The organism is Rhodoferax sp. GW821-FHT07G04, from assembly GCF_059418585.1.
Map to the genome: position 1 here is coordinate 1,634,948 of NZ_JBWKQD010000002.1, position 17,885 is coordinate 1,652,832.

The 17,885-nt window shown below is 63.2% G+C and carries 20 protein-coding genes; 11 read left to right on the forward strand and 9 right to left on the reverse strand.

Features of this window, described 5'->3' with window-relative positions:
• Positions 1–84: 84 nt before the first annotated feature.
• From AC07OO_RS16815 to AC07OO_RS16835, 5 genes are all read left to right on the forward strand, one after another.
• A complete protein-coding gene (locus AC07OO_RS16815) occupies positions 85–1,173 on the forward strand; it encodes a 3-deoxy-7-phosphoheptulonate synthase (protein WP_495083232.1) in 1,089 nt (362 codons plus the stop codon).
• A 32-nt stretch (positions 1,174–1,205) separates the two neighbouring features.
• Complete coding sequence (locus AC07OO_RS16820; protein WP_495083233.1) at positions 1,206–1,925, forward strand: glutamine amidotransferase-related protein; 720 nt, start codon at positions 1,206–1,208, stop codon at positions 1,923–1,925.
• Between the two features lie 213 nt (positions 1,926–2,138).
• A complete protein-coding gene (locus tag AC07OO_RS16825; RefSeq protein ID WP_495083234.1) occupies positions 2,139–2,618 on the forward strand; it encodes an Lrp/AsnC family transcriptional regulator in 480 nt (159 codons plus the stop codon).
• Between the two features lie 13 nt (positions 2,619–2,631).
• A complete protein-coding gene (locus tag AC07OO_RS16830; RefSeq protein WP_495083235.1) occupies positions 2,632–3,405 on the forward strand; it encodes an NRDE family protein in 774 nt (257 codons plus the stop codon).
• 119 nt (positions 3,406–3,524) lie between these two features.
• Complete coding sequence (locus tag AC07OO_RS16835) at positions 3,525–4,691, forward strand: metallophosphoesterase (RefSeq protein WP_495083236.1); 1,167 nt, start codon at positions 3,525–3,527, stop codon at positions 4,689–4,691.
• An 82-nt stretch (positions 4,692–4,773) separates the two neighbouring features.
• Here the strand turns inward: AC07OO_RS16835 and minE are convergent, their stop codons facing one another.
• The 3 genes from minE to minC are packed head-to-tail and all read right to left on the reverse strand — an operon-like array spanning position 4,774 to position 6,683.
• On the reverse strand, positions 4,774–5,037 hold the full coding sequence (minE, locus tag AC07OO_RS16840; RefSeq protein WP_209393518.1) for a cell division topological specificity factor MinE: 264 nt from the start codon (positions 5,035–5,037) through the stop codon (positions 4,774–4,776).
• Positions 5,038–5,040: 3 nt separating this feature from the next.
• On the reverse strand, positions 5,041–5,856 hold the full coding sequence (gene minD / locus AC07OO_RS16845) for a septum site-determining protein MinD (RefSeq protein ID WP_495083237.1): 816 nt from the start codon (positions 5,854–5,856) through the stop codon (positions 5,041–5,043).
• 20 nt (positions 5,857–5,876) lie between these two features.
• Complete coding sequence (minC, locus tag AC07OO_RS16850; protein ID WP_495083238.1) at positions 5,877–6,683, reverse strand: septum site-determining protein MinC; 807 nt, start codon at positions 6,681–6,683, stop codon at positions 5,877–5,879.
• Positions 6,684–7,123: 440 nt separating this feature from the next.
• Between minC and AC07OO_RS16855 the strand changes: the two genes are divergently transcribed.
• From AC07OO_RS16855 to AC07OO_RS16870, 4 genes are all read left to right on the forward strand, one after another.
• On the forward strand, positions 7,124–8,077 hold the full coding sequence (locus AC07OO_RS16855) for an alpha/beta fold hydrolase (protein ID WP_495083239.1): 954 nt from the start codon (positions 7,124–7,126) through the stop codon (positions 8,075–8,077).
• A 92-nt stretch (positions 8,078–8,169) separates the two neighbouring features.
• Positions 8,170–9,726, forward strand: coding sequence for a sensor domain-containing diguanylate cyclase (locus tag AC07OO_RS16860; RefSeq protein WP_495083240.1), 1,557 nt, complete (start codon positions 8,170–8,172; stop codon positions 9,724–9,726).
• 44 nt (positions 9,727–9,770) lie between these two features.
• Entirely contained in the window at positions 9,771–10,349 is a 579-nt protein-coding gene (locus AC07OO_RS16865; RefSeq protein ID WP_495083241.1) for an NnrU family protein, read from the forward strand.
• A 110-nt stretch (positions 10,350–10,459) separates the two neighbouring features.
• On the forward strand, positions 10,460–10,825 hold the full coding sequence (locus AC07OO_RS16870; RefSeq protein ID WP_495083242.1) for a glutaredoxin: 366 nt from the start codon (positions 10,460–10,462) through the stop codon (positions 10,823–10,825).
• A gap of 21 nt (positions 10,826–10,846) precedes the next feature.
• On the opposite strand, the gene AC07OO_RS16875 is transcribed toward AC07OO_RS16870, so the two are convergent.
• Positions 10,847–11,437, reverse strand: a complete 591-nt coding sequence (locus AC07OO_RS16875) for a Spy/CpxP family protein refolding chaperone (protein ID WP_495083243.1) — start codon at positions 11,435–11,437, stop codon at positions 10,847–10,849.
• A gap of 202 nt (positions 11,438–11,639) precedes the next feature.
• On the opposite strand from AC07OO_RS16875, the gene AC07OO_RS16880 reads away from it, so the two are divergent.
• Positions 11,640–12,548, forward strand: coding sequence for a recombination-associated protein RdgC (locus tag AC07OO_RS16880; protein WP_495083244.1), 909 nt, complete (start codon positions 11,640–11,642; stop codon positions 12,546–12,548).
• Between the two features lie 14 nt (positions 12,549–12,562).
• Here AC07OO_RS16880 and AC07OO_RS16885 read toward each other — a convergent pair whose 3' ends face one another.
• From AC07OO_RS16885 to AC07OO_RS16895, 3 genes are all read right to left on the reverse strand, one after another.
• Positions 12,563–12,994: a YMGG-like glycine zipper-containing protein gene (locus AC07OO_RS16885; protein ID WP_495083245.1), complete on the reverse strand. Its 432-nt coding sequence runs from the start codon at positions 12,992–12,994 to the stop codon at positions 12,563–12,565.
• 97 nt (positions 12,995–13,091) lie between these two features.
• Positions 13,092–13,541 carry a Cu(I)-responsive transcriptional regulator gene (cueR, locus tag AC07OO_RS16890; RefSeq protein ID WP_495083246.1) on the reverse strand — a complete coding sequence of 150 codons (450 nt, stop codon included), beginning with the start codon at positions 13,539–13,541 and terminating at the stop codon, positions 13,092–13,094.
• Positions 13,525–13,722 carry a heavy-metal-associated domain-containing protein gene (locus AC07OO_RS16895; RefSeq protein WP_495083247.1) on the reverse strand — a complete coding sequence of 66 codons (198 nt, stop codon included), beginning with the start codon at positions 13,720–13,722 and terminating at the stop codon, positions 13,525–13,527. The genes cueR and AC07OO_RS16895 overlap by 17 nt, the downstream gene beginning before the upstream one ends.
• A gap of 126 nt (positions 13,723–13,848) precedes the next feature.
• Here AC07OO_RS16895 and AC07OO_RS16900 point away from each other — a divergent pair, with 126 nt between their 5' ends.
• Positions 13,849–16,239: a heavy metal translocating P-type ATPase gene (locus tag AC07OO_RS16900; RefSeq protein WP_495083248.1), complete on the forward strand. Its 2,391-nt coding sequence runs from the start codon at positions 13,849–13,851 to the stop codon at positions 16,237–16,239.
• Here the strand turns inward: AC07OO_RS16900 and AC07OO_RS16905 are convergent.
• Positions 16,231–16,950, reverse strand: a complete 720-nt coding sequence (locus AC07OO_RS16905; RefSeq protein ID WP_495083249.1) for a YkgJ family cysteine cluster protein — start codon at positions 16,948–16,950, stop codon at positions 16,231–16,233. The two genes, AC07OO_RS16900 and AC07OO_RS16905, sit on opposite strands and share 9 nt — an antisense overlap.
• Complete coding sequence (locus tag AC07OO_RS16910; protein WP_495083250.1) at positions 16,943–17,884, reverse strand: class I SAM-dependent methyltransferase; 942 nt, start codon at positions 17,882–17,884, stop codon at positions 16,943–16,945. The genes AC07OO_RS16905 and AC07OO_RS16910 overlap by 8 nt, the downstream gene beginning before the upstream one ends.
• Position 17,885: the final 1 nt, after the last annotated feature.

Here is a 17,885-nt window from a genome sequence, read left to right on the forward strand (position 1 = left end):
AGGCACCTGTCGGCTGACACCTATTTGACAAACTCGGCGCTAGCCCTCGGGCAATAAGCCCAAGCAGCTATAAAATTCATAGTAATGAAAACCGAACTCAGCACCCACGACACCACCCGCATCGACGACACCCGCATTGGCGCGGTGCGTCCCCTGATCACCCCCGCCCTCTTGGAAGAAAAGCTGCCGGTACCCGACGCCGCCCAGGCCCTGGTGGAGAACAGCCGCATGGCCATCTCCAACGTCTTGCACGGCAAGGATGACCGGCTGATCGTGGTGGTGGGCCCCTGCTCCATCCACGACCATGAGCAGGCCATGGACTACGCCTGGCAGCTCAAGGAACAGGCCGATGCGCTGAAGGACGACCTGCTGGTCGTGATGCGCGTCTACTTCGAGAAGCCCCGCACCACGGTGGGCTGGAAGGGCTATATCAATGACCCGCACCTGGACGGCAGTTTTGCCATCAACGAAGGCTTGGAGATGGCGCGCAAGCTGCTGCTGGATATCCTGGCCATCGACATGCCGGTGGGCACCGAGTTCCTGGATTTGCTCTCGCCCCAGTTCATCAGCGAGTTGGTCAGCTGGGGCGCCATTGGCGCGCGCACCACTGAGAGCCAGAGCCACCGCCAGCTGGCCAGCGGGCTCTCTTGCCCCGTGGGTTTCAAGAACGGCACCGACGGCGGCATCAAGGTCGCTACTGATGCCATCCAGGCGGCCCAAGCCACGCATTCCTTCATGGGCATGACCAAGATGGGCCAGGCCGCCATTTTTGAAACGCGCGGCAACGACGACTGCCATGTCATCCTGCGCGGTGGCAAGACCACCAACTACGCCAAGGCCGATGTGGACGCCGCCTGCGCCCTGCTCAAGGGCGCGGGCCTGCGCGAACAGGTGATGATCGATGTCAGCCACGCCAACAGCAGCAAACAGCATGCGCGCCAGATCATCGTGGCCGCCGATGTGGCCCAGCAGATCGCCATGGGCGACCGCCGCATCACCGGCATCATGATCGAGAGCCACCTGAACGAAGGCCGCCAGGACATACTGCCCGGCAAGACCCTGCAGCACGGCGTGTCGGTCACCGACGCCTGCATCAGCATGGCGCAAACAGTGCCGGTGCTGCAGCAGCTGGCGGCAGCCGTGCGTGCGCGCAGAGGCCATCAGCCCTCGTAAATTCTACGGTTATAGCTACGGTATTGATAGCAATGAAACTCTGCATCCTCGACAACGACATCCTCGACGGCGAACTCGCCGCGCGCTACACCAGCTTTGGCACCATGTTCGTGCGTCTGTTCGACAGCGTGGGCGCCGACTGGACCTACGACATCTTCAACACACCGCGCGGCGAATACCCCGCCAGCTTTGACGGCTATGACGCGGTGCTGCTGACCGGCAGCAAGTCCGACTCATTCTCGGACGAGCCTTGGGCGGTGGAACTGCGCCGGCGCGTCACGCTGCTGCTGACCCAGCGCAAGAAGATGGTGGGCGTCTGCTATGGCCACCAGCTGATCGGCTTCTGCATGGGTGCCCCGGTGGCCCGCGCGCCGCAGGGCTGGGGCGAAGGCCGCATGACCTACGACTGGCTGCGCCCTGACCTGCCCTTTTGCCAGGACCGCAAGCAAATATCTCTGCTCGTCAGCCACCAGGACCAGGTGCTGGAACTGCCCAAGGGCGCCAGGCTGGTCGCCCGCAGCGACTTCTGCCCGGTGGCGGCCTTTACCGTGGGTGACGAGGTGTTCTGCGTGCAGGCGCATCCCGAATTTGATGTGGGCTTCAGCCAGTACCTGCTGGACGAACAGCGGGAACGCCTGGGAGAGGCGGAATACGCCGCCCGCAGCCAGGCCCTGGCGGCCGGCCACGAGGGTGCGGACGTAGCGCGGTTGGTGGTGGCGTTTCTGGAAAACAGTCCCCGGAGCGCTGGATAAATCGGCCCCGGGGTTTTTGGCGTTTTGCATGTCCCGTCCTTGTGGGCCGGGCTGCGCAACCGGGGCTTGTGGCCTGGGTCGCAGAAGAGGTGTCTGTCGGTAACAGATGCATCCAGTGTAGGCCGGCACCCCGGGCATAAGATTGCGTAGTTGCCCGCGTTTAGCAAAAATTAGGCATACTCTGCCAAAATACAAAAGCATATTGGCAGAATCATGAAACTGGACCGCTACGACCAGCACATCCTGGAAATCCTGCAGCAGGATGGCCGCATCAACAACCAGGATCTGGCAGACCGCATAGGCCTGTCGCCCTCGCCCTGCCTGCGCCGCGTCAAAGCGCTGGAGGAATCGGGCCTCATCGTTGGCTACCGTGCACTGCTGGATGCCAAGAAGCTGGGCCTGACGCTCACCGCGCTGATCCACATATCCATGGACAAGCACACGCCCGAACGCTTTGCCAATTTCGAAGCCACGGTGGGCCTGCTGCCCGAGGTGCTGGAATGCCTGCTGATCACCGGCCAGAATGCCGACTACCAGCTGAAGGTGGCTGTACGCGACATGGACCACTACCAGGCCCTGCTGCTCAACAAGCTGGCCAGCATCACGGGTGTCACCGGCGTGCACTCCAGTTTTGTGCTGCGACAGGTGATCGACAAGACGGCACTGGCCGTCTCCACCGGCACCATCACTTAGGCCACGGCCCACCATGTGCCTGATCGCCTGGAACTGGCAGCCCCACAGCGCCACCACGCCCCTGCTATTGCTAGCCAACCGCGATGAGTTTTACGCCCGCCCGGCCCTGCCGCTGCACTGGTGGGAGCCCGCCACCAACGGCGCCCAGGTGCTGGCCGGCAAGGATTTGCAAGGCGGGGGCACTTGGCTGGGCATCAGCCGCGACGGACGTATCGCCGCACTCACCAACTACCGCTCGGGCACGGCGCAGCGCGACAACACGCCGTCCCGCGGTGAACTGGTCGCTGGCTTTCTGCACAGCGACCTGTCGGCCCCCGCTTACCTGCAGCAGCTGGCTCTGCACTGTACGGACTACAACCCCTTCAACCTGCTGGTGTTCGATGGCTCGCAGCTGATGGGCCTGGAGAGCCGCAGCGCCCGGGTACTGAACCATGCGCCGGGCCCGGGCGCCGTTTCCAATGCCGACTTCCACACACCCTGGCCCAAACTGAGCAAATTGCAAGCAGGCCTCGCAGCCCAAGCGCCCCATGCAGGGTCCGATCTGCGCAGCCTGTTCCCGCTGCTGCAAGACCGTACCCTGGCCAGCGACGATGCCCTCCCCCACACCGGTGTGCCACTGGAGTTGGAGCGGGTGCTGTCGGCCGCCTTTATCGCCACCCCCGGCTATGGCACGCGGGCTTGCAGCGTGCTGGCCCTGCGCCAGGGCCATGCCCACTTTATCGAACAAAGCTTTGGCCCCCAGGGCTTGTTGGGCGAGACCGAACAGCAATTTGCGTTGCAGGTTTAGATACGGCCATCCAATCGCCAGCCACAGACCTTGAACACTGGGTGGAACCCTCCATCTAAAGGGTTTACCACTCAGCCGCGCCGCTCTTTCCTTTTTGCATCTGCGCGGTGCACTCCGCCATGGCCCTAGCCCCCGTGCTGCTGTTCTCCATCTTCTTGCATGCCGCCATTGGCTGGTGCTTTGTACCTGACCTGACGGCTATAAGCCCCTTGTGGGGAAGCATCCTGTGGGTCGTGCTGGCCGCATCCGCGCTGTTGATGCCCATGGGCATGCTGGCCCGGCGCATCGCCAAGCCACCGCTGTCAACGGTGCTGACCTGGTTGGGTTTGTTATGCATGGGTCTGTTCTCATCGCTGCTGGTGCTGACCCTGGTGCGCGAAGCGGTGTTGTTGGTGGCCGCAACCGTCGCTTGGGTGTGGCCCCAGGCATTGCAACTGCAAGCTTGGCGTAGCACCACAGCGGTGGCTCTACCGCTGCTGGCCTTGCTAGCCACCGTGCTGGGCTTCTGGAATGCGCGCCGCACCGCTGCCGTGGTGCGGATCGACGTACCCATCCCCAATCTGCCGGAGGCCTTGCAAGGCTTCACGGTGGCCCAGATCAGTGACATCCATGTCGGCCCCACGATCAAGACCGCTTACCTGCAGCGCATTGTGGACAAGGTCAACAGCCTGGACGCCCATATGGTCGCTATCACCGGTGACCTAGTGGATGGCAGCGTGGCCGAGTTGGGCCCACACGTCGCGCCGCTGGCACAACTGCGCTCCCTGCATGGCAGCTTTTTCGTCACCGGCAACCACGAGTACTACTCGGGCGCCCACAGCTGGATAGACGCGCTGCGTGGCCTGGGCCTGAAGGTGCTGATCAACGAACATGTGGTCTTGCAGCACAGCATGGACGCACAAGACCCGGAACCGGCCCTGGTGGTCGTGGCCGGCGTAGCCGACTACAGCGCCCACCATTTCGACGAAACCCACCGCAGCGACCCGCACAAGGCCCTGGCCCATGCACCGGAACGCGCCGTCTTCAAGCTGCTGCTGGCCCATCAGCCACGCAGTGCAGTTGCGGCGGCGGATGCGGGGTTCGATTTGCAGCTATCCGGCCACACGCACGGTGGCCAGTTCTGGCCGTGGAATTTGTTTGTGCCCTTGCAACAGCCGTTCACCGCCGGCCTGCACAAGCTCAAGGCCTTGTGGGTCTACACCAGCCGCGGCACCGGTTATTGGGGCCCACCCAAACGCTTTGGCGCACCGTCGGAGATCACGCACTTGCGCCTGGTGCGGGCCTGAACCCGAAGTGGCTTAAGAAAAATGAGGCCATAGCCCTCGTCAAATAAAAACATGTTGCTACCAATTCAGTAGCAAATGCAGCTCAACGGTTTTCTGGCAACTCGATCTTCACTTCCAGCACTTCCAAGTTGTCCTGGCGTTCCAGGTGCACCTTGATGTCGTTCTGGTTGATCTTGATGTACTTGCTGATGACGGCCACCAGTTCGGCTTGCAAAGCTGGCAGGTAGTCGGGCTCAGCGGCGTTGCGGCCGCTGCGCTCGTGCGCCAGAATGATCTGCAGCCGCTCCTTGGCGACGCTGGCGGTCTTCTTCTTTTCGCCGAGCAGGAAAGACAGGAACGATGCCATCGTTTATTTCCCCCCGAACAGGCGCTTGAGCAAGCCTTGCTTGGGTGCGTCGGTGAAGCGCATGGGTTTGTCCACACCCAGGAAGCGGTCGATGACGTCCTTGTAGGCTTCCGACACATCGCTGCCCTGCATGTGTACGGCCGGAATGCCCTGGTTGGAAGCCTGCAGCACCGATTCGCTCTCCGGGATCACACCGATCAGCTTGATGCGCAGGATGTCCTGGATGTCTTCCAGCGACAGCATCTGGCCCTGGTCCACGCGGGCCGGGTTGTAGCGGGTGATCAGCAAGTGCTCCTTGATGGGATCCAGCCCTTCAATCGCCCGCTTGGTCTTGCTGGCCAGCATGCCCAAAATGCGGTCGGAGTCACGCACCGAAGACACCTCGGGGTTGGTCACCACCAAGGCCTCGTCGGCAAAATGCATGGCCATCAACGCACCGGTTTCGATACCGGCCGGCGAATCGCAGACGATGTATTCAAAGTCCATGGCACCCAGGTCATGCAAGACTTTTTCGACACCGGCTTGTGTCAACGCATCCTTGTCCCGTGTTTGGGAGGCGGCCAGCACGTACAGGTTGTCGCACTGCTTGTCCTTGATCAAAGCCTGGTGCAAATTGGCCTCACCCTGGATCACATTGATCAGGTCGTACACCACACGGCGCTCGCAACCCATGATCAGGTCCAGGTTACGCAGACCCACGTCAAAGTCGATGACGGCGGTCTTGTGGCCGCGCAGGGCCAGACCGGTTGCAAAACTGGCGCTGGTGGTGGTCTTGCCAACCCCACCTTTGCCCGAGGTGATCACAATAATTCTTGCCATAAATGTCTATGCCTTCCAATTCAGCTGTTCAAGGCTTCAATGATCAATTTGTCCTGGCCGTCATCGCTGCTCTGCAGCCGCACCTGTGCGGCCTTGCCTTGCACATTCGGTGCCAGGGGGTTTTCGCTGGTGCGGTACACACCGGCGATCGAAATCAGTTCGGGCTCCAGGCACACCGAGAAAATGCGTGCATGGGTGTCACCCCGTGCACCGGCCATGGCCTTGCCCCGCAGCGGTGCGTAAACATGGATATTGCCATCGGCAACCACCTCGGCCCCTGGGTTGACCATGGCCAACACGACCAGATCGCAGCCGCGGGCATACACCTTCTGGCCTGAACGCAGCGGCTTCTCCACGACCATCGTGGACGGCCCCGGTACGGGTACCTCGCGTACCACTTCGTGCACGACCTCATGGACCACTTCCCGAACCGGCTCCACAGCCGGTTCGGCCACCGGCGGCCGGCTGCGGTGCACCTCTTGCGGTGCCTCCACCAAGCCCACGGCCAATGCTGCAGCCATCACTTGCGCACTGCCGCCGCGTGCGGCCACCGGCACCAGGCCGCAGGTTCGCAACACCTTGAGCAGGGGCACCAGGTCAAACAGGGCCTGCTCGGGATCCAGTTGCGAGAAATCGACGACCAGCGCGTCGTGCTCGAAGAAGCCAGGGCTCTCACCGTCCGGCCCGAACTGGCGCAGCACATCGGCCGCCAGCAGTTCCGCATCGTTGGACTTCAACAGCAAGGCCACCAAAGGCAGTTGTGCACTCTTGATTTCGAAGGATGCAGGCGCTTGCCCGGCACTGTGACCTGCGGAAGGAGGGGACATGAAAAAGAAAGAGGACTGCAAGCTCAGGTGAAAACTTCCTCGGGAAACCCGAAGTCGGCGAATCTTACTTGATAGACGGGCTTAAAACGGCCCGCACACCAGCTTCTTTTCTGCAGTAATCCAAAGGGCGACACCAGCCTTGGAAAACTTCATTTTTTCAGTGCCGACTTGTTCAGTCCTATCTCTTAAATTCTTATTTTAAAGATAGTAGTAGTAGGTAAGCTTTGGCCATTTGTGTGCACAAGGCCTATTTCTTGTTTTGAATCAAACACTTACAAAGCCTCAACCCCTGTGCGCGACTCTGCTTCGTATCTGTACCCGAAGCATGAACAACTTCTGATTTCCTTTCCATGCTGTGGATAAGTCCTGGCTTATGCCAGAACTATCCACAGCTTTGTGCTTTGACAGCCGCACCCAACAGGGGTGTAGAGTTCACCCCCATGAAATTAATCCTCCGTATCTTGGGTGTTCTGTTGGTGGCCGTGGCCATTTTTGCGTTGGCCGGTGTGCTGGCCACCTGGGCGCCTGACCGGCCGGTGTCGGCGCTGAGCGCGCGCTGGGCTCCGCCGCCATCGCAGTTCATCACGGTGGATGGCATGCAGGTCCATCTGCGCGACGAAGGCCCACGCGATGACCCCATGCCCATCGTGCTGTTGCACGGCACCTCGGCCAGTTTGCACACCTGGGATGGCTGGGTGCAAGGCCTGACTCCGCAGCGCCGTGTGATCCGTTTCGACCTGCCCGCCTTCGGCCTGACCGGCCCGCAGCCGGACAACGACTACACGATTGCCACCTATGTGCGTTTTGTCACCCATGTGGTCGACCAGTTGGGCGTCAAGCAATTCGTGCTGGCCGGTAATTCCCTGGGTGGCCAGATCGCCTGGGCCACGGCCCTGGCCCTGCCCCAGCGGGTCAGCGCATTGGCATTGGTGGATGCTGCGGGCTACCCCTTTGCATCGGAGTCGGTTCCCATCGGTTTCCAGATCGCGCGCATGCCAGGTTTGCGCAGCGTGATGGAGCATGTGTTGCCCCGCGGCGTCATCATCAGCAGCGTGCGCAATGTGTACGGTGACCCCAGCAAGGTCACGCCCGAGCTGATCGACCGGTACTACGAGCTGACGCTGCGCGCCGGCAACCGCCAGGCCCTGGCCTACCGCATGGAGCAGCGTTTGAGCGGCGACGAGGCGCGCATCAAAGGCTTGAAGGTGCCGACCTTGATCATGTGGGGTGCCAAGGACAGGCTGATTCCGGTAGCGAATGCCCAGCGCTTTGCGGCCGACATTGCGGGGTCCAAGCTCGTCGTCTTTGACGCACTGGGCCATGTGCCCCATGAAGAGGATGCCCCCAAAACCGTGGAGGCGTTCAAGGCTTTCCTGGCGGCCCAGCCCCGCTGAAACGGCCTGGCCTTGGATTGGTGTTTAAATAGCATTTCAGGTCTCGACCACAGAGGCCAATAAGCTATTTATTCCATAGCAGGTGTCGTGCCATGAGTGAAAAAAAGTCGTTTGAGATTGCGCGTGAAACGCTCAAGCAATTGACGCTGCAAAAGCTGGCACCTACGCCGGCCAATTACCTGGCCATCTACAACGAGATTGCCGGTGTGCCGGTCATTCCACACTTTCCGGCCGACATCCTGCGCGACATTTCCAAGGCCTTGCCGACCAAGACGCCGGGCCAGCAAAAGCAGCGTGGCCTCTTGGACTACGCCATCGACCGCATGAATTGGGAGGGTGTCAAGAACGCCTTGGTGGCCTATGGCGGTTTCGTGCCCATGAACGGTGGTGGCGACGATGCACCGGCCACCCCCACCGCCGCACCCAAGACCGGACTGAACGCCAGTGCGCCGGCCCTGACCGCTGAATTCCTGGGCCAGTTGGGCCGCATGATCGAGTACACCCAACCTGCGCTGGGTACCGAGGACGAACGCTTTGGCGAGCTCAGCAAGACGCTGACCACTGCCTTGCGCCAGGGTGGCTCCGCAGATATCCTGGCGCTCAAGAGCATGCTGCTGAGCTACAGCGACCGCGTGTCTTTTGTCGCCGAAGACCAGGCCGAAATCAAGAGTGCACTGCTCAAGCTGTTGCACATGGTGTTTGAGAACATTGCCGATCTGAGTCTGGACGAGCAATGGCTGCAGGGCCAGATGGATGCCTTGATGCAGGCCTCCACACCACCGCTGACGCTGCGGCGCCTGGACGATGTGGAGCGCCGACTCAAAGACGTCATCTTCAAACAAAAAGATGCCAAGGAGAGGGCCCTGCAGGCGCAAAACGAAATGCGCGACATGTTGGCGGCCTTTATCGACCGCCTGTCCGAGATGGCCAAGTCCACCGGTACCTTCCACGAAAAGCTGGAAGAAAACGCCCGCCAGATCGAGCAGGCCAAGACGCTGGCCGAGATTGCGCCGGTGCTCAAGGAAGTGGTCAGCGCCACCCGCAACATGGCCACCCAGAGCAAGACCGCGGGCGACGAATTGCAGGTCATGCGTGACCGCGCCACCCAGACCGAAGTCGAGCTGGCCAAGCTGCACCAGGAACTGGACCGCGTCAGCACCCAGGCCCGCCACGACCCCTTGACTGGCGCGCTCAACCGCAAGGGTTTGGAAGAAGCGGTGGAACGCGAGATATCCAGTGTGCGCCGCAAAGACACACCACTGTGCATGGCCTTGCTGGACATCGACAACTTCAAGAAACTCAACGACACCCTGGGCCATGCGACGGGCGACAGCGCCCTGGCCCATTTGGCCAAGGTGGCCCGCGAGTCCATGCGTCCGCAGGACACGCTGGCCCGCTACGGCGGTGAAGAGTTTGTCATCTTGTTGCCCGATACGCCGCTGGACAAGGGCATAGAGGCCATGACCCGCCTGCAGCGCGAGCTGACCAAGAAATTCTTCCTGTCGGGCAACGAAAAAATCCTGATCACCTTCAGCGCTGGCGTGGCCCAACTGGTGGCCGATGAGACGGGTGCCGAAGCCATCAAGCGCGCTGACAAGGCCATGTACCTGGCCAAGCGTGCGGGCAAGAACCGCGTGCTGGGCGCCTGACGCTCCACTGCAAACCCTCAACCCTTTTTGGATACTTGTCTGCCATGGTTTATCTCATCACCGGACTGCTGATTTTCCTGGGCGTGCACTCGGTGCGCATCTTTGCCGACGGCTGGCGCACGCAAACCTTGCAGCGCATGGGTGAAGGCACCTACAAAGGCCTGTATTCGTTGCTGTCGGTGCTGGGCTTTGGCCTCATCGTCTATGGTTTTGGCGTCGCGCGCGAAACCCCGGTCCTGCTGTGGAACCCGCCCATGGGCATGCGCCATGCGGCGTCTCTGTTCACGGTGATTGCTTTCATCCTGCTGGCCGCCGCCTATGTGCCGCGCAATAGCATCAAAGCCCGGGTGCACCACCCCATGGTTCTGGCTGTCAAATCCTGGGCACTAGGCCACTTGCTGGCCAATGGCACAGTGGCCCATATGCTGTTGTTTGGGGCCTTTCTGGCCTGGGGCGTTTTGAACTTCATCGCCGCGCGCAAGCGTGACCGCGCTGCGGGAACGCAATACCCAGCGGGGAGAATGGCCGGTACGGCCCTGACCGTCGTGGTGGGTATTGCGGCCTGGGCGCTGTTTGCCTTTGTGTTGCACGGTCTCCTGATCGGCATACGGCCGTTCGGTTAAAGCCCCAAAGTCCCCACGCCGCCCTGGGATGGCCCGAGCCGCGGTGGGTGCTTCAAACACCCTGCGCATCCATAATGGGCGCTTTTACTCTCCTGTTGGAGGCCCTGCCCATGCCACGTTCAGTTCTGGATGAATCCCGCATCCACCCTGCTATCCGCGACAAGATAGCAGCCAACCAACAGGGCATTGTCAAAGAGGTGCAGGCAGCCGTGGCCCAGCATGCCGTGGTGGTTGTGGGTATGAGCATGAACCCCTTCCCCAAGAAGGCGCGCAAGTTGCTCGATGATGCCGGCATTGCCTACCACTACATCGAGTACGGCAGCTACTTCAAGCTATGGCGCCAGCGCAATGCGCTGAAGATGTGGACCGGCTGGCCCACGATTCCCATGGTGTTTGTCAAAGGCACCCTGGTCGGGGGCGCCGATGATCTGAAGCGATTGCTGGATAGCGGCGAGTTCAAGACCCTGCTGGCCTGATTTTCTTCCGCTGCTGAAGAATTACTTGGTGGTAGCCGGGGCGGGCTTGTCACCACCTTTGGTTGCGCCACCGCTGCCGCCGTGGCGGTGTTCACCATGGCGGGCGCCCATGCGGGCGTGCTCGGCGTCAAAAGTCTTCTTTTGGTCTGCATTGAGCGCGGCATAGAAGGTCTTGGTGGCTTCGTCGCGCTTGTCCATGGCGGCATTCATGTCAGCCATGTGCTGGGCACGCAGGGCACGCATCGTGTCGATGCGCTCGGGCGTGGTGAGTTTGTCCATCTCGGCGCGATCCGGGCGCTTGCTGGGGTCCATCCAGCCGGCGGAGGGCTTCATTGCCGTGGTGAAGGCAGTCCAGGCGCCCTCCTGCTCTGCGGTGATCTTCAGCTTGGCCTTCAGTTCGGCATGGCGCTTGGCCACCATGGCTTCCATCTTGGCCGGGTCCATGGGGCCGCGCATGCCGCCTCCACCCATGCGGCCGCCGTGGGGCGCGCTGGCGCCCACCATGGGAGGACGCGCGTCGGGTGTTGGAGCCGGCGTAGTTTGGGCGAAAGTGGCAAAGCTGGCAGTGGCCAGCAAGCCAGCAACGATGAGGGGTTTGAAACCGGATGTCATGGTGGAAAGTGTCCTTTTCTTGTTGTGTCTGCCGCAGGAATTGCAATCAGATGGCCATCAGTGTGCGCCCGGCGTGTATCTGGTGCATTGCCTGCGCATAAGGCTTTGTAAAGTTATCGTGAAGCACGAAGTCTTCAGGTTTGGCCGCTGCACCGACAATACGAGCTTTTGCAAAATTTCCTAGATCGCTAAAGGCAAACACGTGTTCAAGAATTTGATGATTTACCGTCTGGTGGCGGGCTGGCCCACGGAGTTGGCTGCGCTGGACGAGGCGCTGGGCAAGGCGCAGTTTGTGGAGTGTGGTGCTTCCCAGGAAAAATCGGTGGGCTGGGTCGAGCCGCGCGGCCAGGCCCACGGTCCCATGGTCGAAGTGATTGGCGGCCAGTGGCTGCTCAAGCTGATGATGGAAGTCAAGGTGGTGCCGGGCTCGGTCGTCAAGCGCAAGGTGCAGGACCAGTTGGACCACATCGAGGCCACAACCGGCCGCAAGCCGGGCAAGAAGGAAAAGCGCGAGATCAGCGAAGACGCGCGCCTGGCCCTGCTGCCCATGGCTTTCAGCAAGCAATCCAGCGTGCAGGTCTGGGTGGATCCGGCGGGCGGCTTTTTGCTGACCGATGCGGGCAGCCAGGCCAAGGCCGATGAAGTGATGACTTGGTTGATCAAGGTGGTGGACGGTCTGGTCGTGCAACTGGTCAACACCCAGACCTCACCAGCCTCTGCGATGTCGGGCTGGTTGTCCACCAAGGAGGGGCCACCCTCCTTCAGCGTGGACCGCGAATGCGAACTCAAGGCGGCGGATGAATCCCGTGCCGTGGTGCGCTACACCCGCCATGCGCTGGATACCGACGAGGTCAGCCAGCACATCGCCATGGGCAAGGTGCCCACCCGCTTGGCACTGACCTGGGCGGACCGCGTGTCCTTTGTGCTGACCGAAGGCCTGCAGCTCAAGAAGCTGGCGTTTCTGGAATCGGTGTTTGAAGGCGCTGCCACCAGTCCGGCGGATGGCAAGGATGACAACTTCGACGCCGATGTCGCCATCGCCACCGGCGAACTCAGGAAGCTGATACCCGATCTGATCGAAGCCCTGGGCGGCGAGATGGTGGCCACCTAGGGGTTACAACAGGCTCAATAGCGGTAATCGTAATAGCCGTGGTGGTGACGGTGGTGGTGGTGTCCCCAGTAGGGAGGGGGCGGCGCGTAAACCACGGGTGGGTAATAGGTCACGGGCTGCACCACGCGGTACTGTGGCACGGGCTGCTGGTACACCGCCACGGGTTGCGGGTAATACACCGGGGCGGCCACAGGGTAAGCGGGTGCCATGGCCACAGGCGGGGCATAGCGGTTCTGGCTGGCAATGCTGGCGCCGATCAGGCCACCGGCACCGGCGCCCAAAACCGCACCATTGCGTCCGCCGATCTGCTTGCCGATAACGGCACCGGTCACTGCGCCGACACCGGCGCCCACCACGGTTTGAAACTCATCGGCATGGGCCAACGGGGCCAGACCGGCCAGGCTGCCTGCGATCAGAGCGAGGGACAAAATACGAGGAGTGTGCATAGCGTTCTCCGGGGCCTTGGGCCCGTACCGCTAAACGTAGCGGTTTGTCACCCTCTAACGGCGCAAACCGACTGCCGCTGACCGGGGTAACAAGCTTTTACACATTGCCGGATAGCCTGTCGTTGGGGGATTGACCCGCCAGATCGTCCAGAATGGGGCAGTCCGGGCGGGCGTCGCCATGGCAGTGGCACAGCAGCTCTTGCAGCGTGCGCTGCATGGCCTGCATCGCGGCAATGCGTGTGCTCAGGTCGTCGACATGGCGCTGGGCAATCTGCTTGACACTGGCACTGGCCCTGCTGCGGTCCTGCCACAGGCCCACCAGTTCGGCCACCTCGGCCATGGAAAAACCCAGGTCGCGGCTGCGCTTGATGAAGCGCAGCGTGTGCACATCGCCGGCGCTGTACTGGCGGTAGCCGCTGTCCGTGCGGTGCACCTGGCCCAGCATCCCCAGGGATTCGTAGTAGCGCAGCATCTTGGCTGACACACCGGAGCGGCGTGCCGCCTCGCCGATATTGACCGGGTAGGTGAGCTCAGGTCGCGACGGCATAGCCTTCCTCGGCAATGGCCTGGGCCAGCGCCTCGCGGCTTTGGGTGGATTCCACCTGCACGCGGTTCTGCGTGCGGTCGATCTGGACCTGGGCCTGGGGGTCTACTTGCTGCACGGCGCGGGTGACGGCCTTTTCGCAGTGGCCGCAGGTCATGCCGGTGACGGTAAAAATCTGGTTCATAGAAAGGGCATCCTTGGGCAAAAGCCCACACAATGGAGAGCATAGTCTGAACCTTGCCACGGTGGCAAAGTCAAGCCACCACGCGCAGCCCCTGCAGGGCCCAGGGCATTGCTTGACCTTGCCGCGATGGGAAGCCCTAGCCTTGGAACCATGAGCACCTCACACAGCACCGCAGCACCCTCCCCTTCCCTTGCGCTGGACCTCGGCATAGGCGGCATGACCTGCGCCTCCTGCGTGGCCCGGGTCGAGCGCGCGCTGAAAAAAGTCCCCGGCGTGGCCGACGCCAGCGTCAACCTGGCCACTGAATCCGCCCGCGTCGCCTACACGGGCGGCGACCAGCAAATGCCCGCGCGCCTGCGGCGGGCCGTGCGCGACGCCGGCTACGAGCCGCGCACACCCGAGCAGATGGAGGCAGGCGAGAAGCAAGGCTCTCCCTGGGCCGGTTTCGCGCCCGTGCTGGTGGGCCTGTTGCTGAGCGCGCCATTGGCCCTGCCCATGCTGGGCGAAGGCTTGGGTTGGCATTGGATGCTGCCGGCCTGGCTGCAATGCCTGTTGGCCACTCCCGTGCAGTTTGTACTGGGCGCGCGCTTCTACAGGGCTGGTTGGCATGCGTTGAAGGCCGGCACCGGCAATATGGACTTGCTGGTGGCCATTGGCACTACGGCGGGCTGGGCGTTGTCGGTCTGGCTGTGGTTCAGCGCGCCGCCGGGCGCCATGGTGCACCTCTATTTCGAAGGCTCGGCCATTGTCATCACGCTGGTGCTGTTGGGCAAATGGCTGGAGGCGCGGGCCAAGCGGCAGGCCACATCGGCCATACGCGCGCTGCATGCTCTGCAGCCGAACACCGCGCACCTGCTGCGGCGCGAAGGCGAGGTGGATGTTCCAGTGCTGGACGTACTGGTCGGCGACCGCTTGGCCGTCAAACCCGGTGAGCGTTTTCCGGTGGACGGCACGCTGCTGCAAGGCCAGACCCAGGTCGACGAATCCATGCTGACCGGCGAGCCCTTGCCGGTGCATAAGGAGGTGGGTGCCAAGCTCACCGGCGGTTCCATCAATGGCGAGGGCCGTGTCGTGCTGCAGGTCACGGCGGTGGGAGTAGACACCGTTTTGTCCCACATCACCCGCCTGGTGGAAGACGCCCAGGCTGCCAAGGCGCCGATCCAGCGCCTGGTGGACCGCGTCAGCGCGGTGTTTGTACCCGTGGTGCTGGCGCTGGCCCTGATCACGCTGCTGGGCTGGTGGTTCACCGGCCACCCGTTGGAGACTGCGGTGATCCATGCGGTGGCCGTGCTGGTCATCGCCTGTCCTTGCGCGTTGGGGCTGGCCACACCGGCCGCCATCATGGCTGGCACCGGTGTCGCGGCCCGCCACGGTATCTTGATCAAGGATGCTCAGGCCTTGGAGCGGGCGCACCAGGTGAATGTGGTGGCCTTCGACAAAACCGGCACGCTGACGCTGGGCCAACCGCGCCTGAGCGCATTTGTCGTTGCGACCGATGGTGCTGACGAAGCCTTGCGTTTGGCCGCCAGCCTGCAAAGCGGCAGTGAGCACCCGCTGGCCCGCGCCGTGGTGGCCGCCGCGACCGAGAAAGGCCTCGCCCTCACCGCCCCCACCGCGCTGCAGGCCGTGCCGGGTAAAGGCAGCGCTGGCGTGCTCGCCGAGCAAAGCTATTGCATCGGCAGCCTGCGCTGGATGAAAGACCTGGGCGTTTCGCTGGATGCCTTGCAAGCCCAGGCCGATGCGCTGCAGGCCCAGGGCGCCACGGTGTCGGCCATGGCCCAGCGCGTGGGTGGTGGTCCATCATCCGGCCCGGCCCGCTACGTGCTGCGCGCCCTGATGGCCTTTGCCGATGCCCCCAAGCCCGGGGCGAAGGAAGCGCTGGCCGCACTGCGCGCGCGCGGCATCAAGACGGTCATGGTGTCTGGCGACAACCGCGGCGCTGCCGAGGCCATGGCCCGCCAGTTGGGCCTGCACCCGGCCGATGGCGAGGTCATGGCCGAGGTGCTGCCGGGCGACAAGGCCGCGTGGATGGTGGCGCTCAAGGAAGGCCACGGCGTGGAACGGCGGCGCATGGCGCGCCACAAAGACTCCACCGTTCCGGCCTTCCCCATGGCTATCGGAGGCGGGCCGCTGCACAACGCGCCCGTGCTGGGCAAACGCCACCCCCACACGGTTGCCATGGTGGGCGACGGCGTCAACGACGCGCCCGCGCTGGCCGCGGCCGATGTCGGCATGGCCATGGGCACCGGCACCGACGTGGCCATGCATGCCGCCGGCATCACGCTGATGCGCGGCGACGTGGCACTGGTGGCTGCCGCGCTGGACATCTCCCACCGCACCGTGGCCAAGATCCGCCAAAACCTGTTCTGGGCCTTTGCCTACAACGTGGCCGGCATTCCGCTGGCGGCGCTGGGCTATCTGAACCCGGTGTTGGCCGGTGCGGCGATGGCGCTCAGCTCGGTCAGTGTCATGGCCAATGCGCTGTTGCTCAAGCGCTGGAAACCCACTTCAGTGTGATGGCGATGGCTTGATGGCGGCGGCCGCGGTCTTGGCTGGGCGCGTATGTGCGGCGGCCTCAAAGGCGCGGCTGGCGGCGATCACGGCCAGGGCCGTCTGCCGGGCATCGCGGGGGGTCTTGTCGGCGTCGGCCAGGAACACGCCGTGCACCTTGATCGCCAGAACAGCCAATTCGCTGGGCTGCTGCGGCACGCGCCCGCCCGGGAACGCCTTGGCGTTGTCGCGAATAAACCGGGCTGCGGCTTCGATAGCTTGGTGCGTGCGGCGCGACGCATCACTGGCGTACTGGAAGCGCCAGGCCGCAACCCGTGCATTGATGGTGGCCTTGTCCTGCCCGCCGGCGCTCAAACCCGCGGCGCTGAAGATGCGGCAGTCGTAGTCTTTGCAGGTGGAGGGCCGCTGCGCGTAAATACTGCAGTTGCCGGCCTTCAGCATGGGGCAGTGACCGTTGGCGTCATAGCCCATCAGCGCATGGCCGGGGGGCATGCCTGGCGCGCTGGTCTGCAGGTGTTTGGGGATGGCGGCTTGGGCCAGCGTGTCGTGCGGCTGGATGTGGACGAAGTACGACGAGCTGCAGCAGCCCCGGCAACTGCCGCAGGCCACATCTGTGCCCTGGCCATCCTGGAACGAGGCCTGGATATCGGCCAGCCAGGTGTCGAAGTCGCCGGCGTCCAGCGTCTCAGGCGCTTGGGGGTTGGTCTTGCTAGCCATGTTCGTAATCGGGTCCTTTGTAGACCAGCACCTTCAGCGCCCGCTCGTCCGATACATCGGCAAACGCAGCGGGGTTCTGCAGCCGTTGCACAAACTGCAGCTGCGGAGCCAGTTCGTGCATCTGGTCCTGCAGGAAGGCCATGCCCAGCTCGGGCGCGTTCAGGCACAGCAGGGCGTGGCCGCCGGCCTCCAGCAGGTCGGGCAGGCGGCGCATCAGGCGGGCGTAGTCCTTGGTGGCGACAAAGCTGCCCTTCTGGTAGCTGGGCGGGTCGACGATGATGAGGTCGTAGGGGCCGCCGCGCGTGATCTTGCCCCAAGTGCTGAAGATGTCGTGGGCCAGAAAGCTGGACCCACCCGTCAGGCCGTTGAGCTGGTGGTTGTGCTGCCCGGTGGCCAGCGCGCCGCGGCTCATGTCCACATTGGTCACCTGCCGCGCGCCGGCCTGCAGCGCCACCACCGAGAAGGCGCAGGTGTAGGCAAACAGGTTCAGCACCTTGGCGGGCCAGGGGTGGGCCGCCACCTGGGCGCGCACCCAGCGCCGGCCCTCGGCCATGTCCAGAAACAGGCCATGGTTCTGGCCCTTGAGCACATGCACGCGGTAGCGCGCGTCACCCTCGGTGACGATGTGGTGGGGCTCGGGCACGCCGCCGGCCATCAGGCGGGTCTCGGCCTCGCCATCGGCGCGGCATTGGTAGACCCAGTTCAGCGGCTGGCCCGGCGCCAACCGGCTCTGGTGTTCGGCCAACGCAGCATGCAGCAGGCCCAGTGTGTCGTCGCCCAGCGGCTGGAAGCTGGTCAGCACCCAGACCGGCGGGTAGTAGTCCAGCGCCAAGTGCTCGCAGCCCGGGTGCAGCCCGCCGCGGCCATGGAACAGGCGCTGCGCGTCAGTGGGCAGTGCGTCTATGGCTGCAATGGCGTGGAGCAGGGCTTGCATG

What these genes read in the sequence shown, in the direction of transcription:
- AC07OO_RS16815 (WP_495083232.1), top strand. Translation starts at nt 85, where the DNA reads ATGAAAACCGAACTCAGCACCCACGACACCACCCGCATCGACGACACC.
- AC07OO_RS16820 (WP_495083233.1), top strand. Translation starts at nt 1,206, where the DNA reads ATGAAACTCTGCATCCTCGACAACGACATCCTCGACGGCGAACTCGCC.
- AC07OO_RS16825 (WP_495083234.1), top strand. Translation starts at nt 2,139, where the DNA reads ATGAAACTGGACCGCTACGACCAGCACATCCTGGAAATCCTGCAGCAG.
- AC07OO_RS16830 (WP_495083235.1), top strand. Translation starts at nt 2,632, where the DNA reads ATGTGCCTGATCGCCTGGAACTGGCAGCCCCACAGCGCCACCACGCCC.
- AC07OO_RS16835 (WP_495083236.1), top strand. Translation starts at nt 3,525, where the DNA reads ATGGCCCTAGCCCCCGTGCTGCTGTTCTCCATCTTCTTGCATGCCGCC.
- minE (WP_209393518.1), bottom strand. Translation starts at nt 5,037, where the DNA reads ATGGCATCGTTCCTGTCTTTCCTGCTCGGCGAAAAGAAGAAGACCGCC.
- minD (WP_495083237.1), bottom strand. Translation starts at nt 5,856, where the DNA reads ATGGCAAGAATTATTGTGATCACCTCGGGCAAAGGTGGGGTTGGCAAG.
- minC (WP_495083238.1), bottom strand. Translation starts at nt 6,683, where the DNA reads ATGTCCCCTCCTTCCGCAGGTCACAGTGCCGGGCAAGCGCCTGCATCC.
- AC07OO_RS16855 (WP_495083239.1), top strand. Translation starts at nt 7,124, where the DNA reads ATGAAATTAATCCTCCGTATCTTGGGTGTTCTGTTGGTGGCCGTGGCC.
- AC07OO_RS16860 (WP_495083240.1), top strand. Translation starts at nt 8,170, where the DNA reads ATGAGTGAAAAAAAGTCGTTTGAGATTGCGCGTGAAACGCTCAAGCAA.
- AC07OO_RS16865 (WP_495083241.1), top strand. Translation starts at nt 9,771, where the DNA reads ATGGTTTATCTCATCACCGGACTGCTGATTTTCCTGGGCGTGCACTCG.
- AC07OO_RS16870 (WP_495083242.1), top strand. Translation starts at nt 10,460, where the DNA reads ATGCCACGTTCAGTTCTGGATGAATCCCGCATCCACCCTGCTATCCGC.
- AC07OO_RS16875 (WP_495083243.1), bottom strand. Translation starts at nt 11,437, where the DNA reads ATGACATCCGGTTTCAAACCCCTCATCGTTGCTGGCTTGCTGGCCACT.
- AC07OO_RS16885 (WP_495083245.1), bottom strand. Translation starts at nt 12,994, where the DNA reads ATGCACACTCCTCGTATTTTGTCCCTCGCTCTGATCGCAGGCAGCCTG.
- cueR (WP_495083246.1), bottom strand. Translation starts at nt 13,541, where the DNA reads ATGCCGTCGCGACCTGAGCTCACCTACCCGGTCAATATCGGCGAGGCG.
- AC07OO_RS16895 (WP_495083247.1), bottom strand. Translation starts at nt 13,722, where the DNA reads ATGAACCAGATTTTTACCGTCACCGGCATGACCTGCGGCCACTGCGAA.
- AC07OO_RS16900 (WP_495083248.1), top strand. Translation starts at nt 13,849, where the DNA reads ATGGGAAGCCCTAGCCTTGGAACCATGAGCACCTCACACAGCACCGCA.
- AC07OO_RS16905 (WP_495083249.1), bottom strand. Translation starts at nt 16,950, where the DNA reads ATGGCTAGCAAGACCAACCCCCAAGCGCCTGAGACGCTGGACGCCGGC.
- AC07OO_RS16910 (WP_495083250.1), bottom strand. Translation starts at nt 17,884, where the DNA reads ATGCAAGCCCTGCTCCACGCCATTGCAGCCATAGACGCACTGCCCACT.